Below are 3,836 nucleotides of genomic sequence, written 5' to 3'. Positions count from 1 at the left end.
ACGAACCTTATTTAGATATAAACCTGTTCCGCCTGGTGAAAAAACGTGTTGGCTGGTTGGTTATTTTATTTTTGGGCGAAATGCTTACGGCTACAGCAATGGGTTTTTTTGAGCACGCCATAGAAAAAGCTGTGGTGCTGGCACTATTTATCCCCTTGATCATATCAAGCGGTGGTAATAGCGGTTCGCAGGCTTCAACCCTTATTATCCAGGCAATGGCATTGGGCGAGGTTACCATTGCCGATTGGTGGCGAGTAATGCGCCGCGAGATCATCTCTGGTTTAATGTTGGGAATAACATTAGGAATTATTGGCTTTTTAAGGATAGCTGCCTTTAGTATGTTCAGTTCCCTGTATGGGCCACATTGGATGCTGGTTGGCGCAACAATAGGCTTTTCGCTGATAGGAGTAGTGCTTTGGGGATCGTTGGCGGGTTCAATGTTGCCGCTATTGTTGAAAAAATTAGGCGCCGACCCTGCCACTTCATCGGCCCCGTTTGTAGCAACGCTGGTTGATGTTACCGGGCTTATTATTTATTTTAGCGTAGCGGTAATGTTTATGAAAGGCATACTGCTGTAAGTTTTTATTGATTAGGTTTTAATAATATTTATATCTTTAAAAGAATTTAAACCTTAATCAACACAATGGAAATCGACGAAACTCCAGTACAACCGGCTGCTCTTGAGCCGCAACTAATTTTAACCGAAGAAGCACAATATTATTTACAAAAAGCGGGTGAGTGGGCTTATTTTTTAGGCATCATCGGATTTATATTGTCAGGCTTAATTTTGTTAATAGCCTTGTTTATAGGCACCATTCTATCAGCCATATCACAATTTCAACCAAATAACTCTGGAATGAATCCAGCTGCCATGGGTGGAATGCTAACCGTTGTATATGGGTTAATCGCTGTATTTTATTTTTTCTTCTCGCTTTATATATACCAATTTGGCAATCGCATTAAAAAAGGGATAGTATTTAGCAATACTGAAGAAATAACCCTTGCCCTGAGCAAGTTAAAATCGTTCTTTAAACTTTGGGGAATAAGCACAATAGTTATTATGGGGCTTTATGCACTAATAATTGTTTTTGCAATTATTGGTGGCGCAGCCGGAATGATGGGAAGGTAATTCTCACAGAAAGCATGAAAACAAAATACCCGCCTTTTGAGCGGGTATTTTAGTATAATTTAGGTTAGTTTAGTTCTAATATTTAGAAAGAGAAATCTTCATCTGCTTTTGCCACTTCGGTGTTGTCGCTAAACTCATAACGTTTCTCAACAACTTCCTGGTGCTCTTTTATATAATCTACGGTATCCTTTAACCCTTCAGCGAACTTTTCAAAATCCTCTTTGTATAAAAAGATCTTGTGTTTGATAAAAACCCCATCCTCTAAACGTTTTTTACTTTCAGTGATAGTCACATAATAATCGTTAGACCTGGTTGCTTTTACATCAAAAAAATAAGTCCTCTTCCCGGCCCTCACCTTCTTCGAGTAAACCTCTTCGCGCTCTCTGTTGTCAAAATCTCCCATAAATTTTTTATTGTAATAGTTTTGGTGGCTTAAATATATATAAAAATTCAATTGCAAGTATTTAATTAAGCAATAATTAAGCACTTATTGAAGCTTTTACGCCTTATGGGGGTATAGAGTTGCGTTTTAAGCCTGTTCTTCCTCTTCGAGCAGTTGTTTTTCGTACAGCTCAAAATAAGAGCCTTTGAGATCCATTAGTTGGATGTGGGTACCCTGTTCAACTATTTCGCCATTGTCAAGCACCAAAATATTATCGGCGTTTTTAATGGTTGATATTCGGTGCGATATAATGATGCTGGTTTTGTCCTGCATAATACGCCCCAGGTTATTTAATATCTCTTCTTCGGTACGGGTATCCACTGCTGATAAACAATCGTCAAAAATGAGTACCTGCGGTTGTTTTACAATGGCACGTGCAATGCTTACCCGTTGCTTTTGTCCGCCGGATAGGGTTACGCCACGCTCGCCTATCAGCGTTTCAAAACCGTGCTCTAATTCTATAATATTATTATAAACCGCGGCATCTTTAGCGGCTTGTTCTACGCGAGGCATATCAAGTTTATCGGCACTAAAGGCAATGTTATGCGATATGATATCCGAGAACAGGAAAACCTCCTGCGGAACAAAGCCTATTTGCGAACGGTAATTATCAAGGTTTAACTGGGTAAGGGGTTTATCGTCTATCAATATTTGCCCGCCGGTGGTATCATACATCCGCATAATTAAATTAGCGAGGGTTGATTTCCCCGAACCTGTTCGCCCTATTATAGCCACCATTTCGCCGGGGTTTACTGTAAACGAAACCTGTTTTAAAGCGGTAATACCTGTATCAGGATAGTTAAATGATACATTCCTGAATTCTATTTTGCCTGCAAGTGTGTGTGCTACAGCCTTTGGCGATTTTATCTCTGGCTGTTCATGTAAAAATTCGTTAATGCGTTTTTGAGAAGCGGCTGCACGCTGTATCAGCGAAGTTACCCAGCCTAACGATATAACCGGGAAGGCAAGCATGTTTAAGTACACAATAAACTCGGCAATGTTACCCGCAGTAATATTGCCTTTCATTACTTCAACACCACCTATGTATATGGTAATAACGTTGCTTAAACCTATCAGCAGCAACATTGACGGGAAAAACAAGGCCTGTACTTTTGCCATGGCCATACTTTGCGTTTTATAATCTTCGCTTTCTTCGGCAAATTTTTGGCGCACAAAACCTTCACGTACGTATGATTTAATAACCCTTATGCCCGAAAAGTTCTCCTGCACAAAGCTGGACAATCCTGATAAACGTTGCTGGATCTGCTCACTGCGGTACTCTATTACGGTATTTACATAAAATATAATAACCGCTAAAATAGGTAGCGGAAGTACCGAGAATATAGCCAGCCTTACATTCACAGTAAGCATGGCATATATTACCAGCATAAACAGGATAACTGTATTAATGGTATACATTATTCCCGGCCCAAGATACATGCGCACACGGCTTACATCTTCGGTAACGCGGTTCATCAGGTCGCCGGTATTGTGGCGGCGGTAAAAGGCAAGGGACAAAACCTGGTAATGGGCATATATTTCATTCTTAAGGTCATACTCAATATGCCGCGACATCAGGATAATGGTTTGCCGCATAAAGAACAGGAATAAACCCCTTAATAAGGCCAGTATCAATACCAAAATGCCAAATAAAAACAAGCTCGACCCAAATATGTCATAAATAACATCCTGCCTGTTAAAACCATCAAATAGCTGGTAAACTCCAATATTTTCGGTAACCAGATCAAACGCTACGCGGATAACCTGGGCTGGCAGCACACCAAAAATGTTTGATATAATAACAAACAGCACACCCGGAACCAGGCGCCAGCGGTATTTATAAAAGAATTTATTAAGGTATGCGAGGTCTTTCATGTGTTGTGTCAAAAGTAAGGTAATGAAATATATAATTCAAGTCGGAGAATTGTCAATTCCTATTTAACTCACCCCGACCAGCGAAGCAACGACCGTGTAAGGCAACCGCGTTAGAGATAGGAGCGGATACCGGCCTTGCGGCTAAGGCCCGTGCAGTATAAGCGCATAGCCCGGCCGAAGGCAACGCCCAATAAATGTAATTGTGCCATTTATCATTTAACTCCACACTTTTTGCAAATATCACTCGTCACCTATCCTTCATCTTTTGTTCTTTACTCCTTCATCACTAACTAAACTTTGCCACAAGGAAAAAAACCTTTAGTTTTGCAGTGCTAATAAAAATTACATTGCACGTACCCCAAATGCTTGTTCAACAACCAACCGATAGTA

The 3,836-nt window shown here is 40.4% G+C and carries 4 protein-coding genes; 2 read left to right on the top strand and 2 right to left on the bottom strand.

The genetic code is table 11. The annotated features are described in order from the left end of the window. Nucleotides 1-578, top strand: a 578-nt coding sequence (locus JWQ85_RS17415; RefSeq protein ID WP_299470276.1) for a magnesium transporter, incomplete at its 5' end; no start/stop codon positions are given. Between the two features lie 65 nt (nt 579-643). Next, on the top strand, nt 644-1,129 hold the full coding sequence (locus tag JWQ85_RS17410) for a DUF5362 family protein (protein ID WP_299470274.1): 486 nt from the start codon (nt 644-646) through the stop codon (nt 1,127-1,129). Between the two features lie 82 nt (nt 1,130-1,211). On the opposite strand, the gene JWQ85_RS17405 is transcribed toward JWQ85_RS17410, so the two are convergent. Next, a complete protein-coding gene (locus JWQ85_RS17405; protein WP_256538226.1) occupies nt 1,212-1,532 on the bottom strand; it encodes a DUF3276 family protein in 321 nt (106 codons plus the stop codon). 126 nt (nt 1,533-1,658) lie between these two features. After that, nucleotides 1,659-3,446 (bottom strand): ABC transporter ATP-binding protein, encoded by a 1,788-nt coding sequence (locus JWQ85_RS17400; protein WP_299470269.1) that lies wholly within the window; start codon nt 3,444-3,446, stop codon nt 1,659-1,661. Nucleotides 3,447-3,836: the final 390 nt, after the last annotated feature.

It is taken from the genome of Mucilaginibacter sp. (genome assembly GCF_028288105.1).
Lineage (GTDB): Bacteria > Bacteroidota > Bacteroidia > Sphingobacteriales > Sphingobacteriaceae > Mucilaginibacter.
This window is presented reverse-complemented; position numbering and strand designations above follow the sequence as displayed.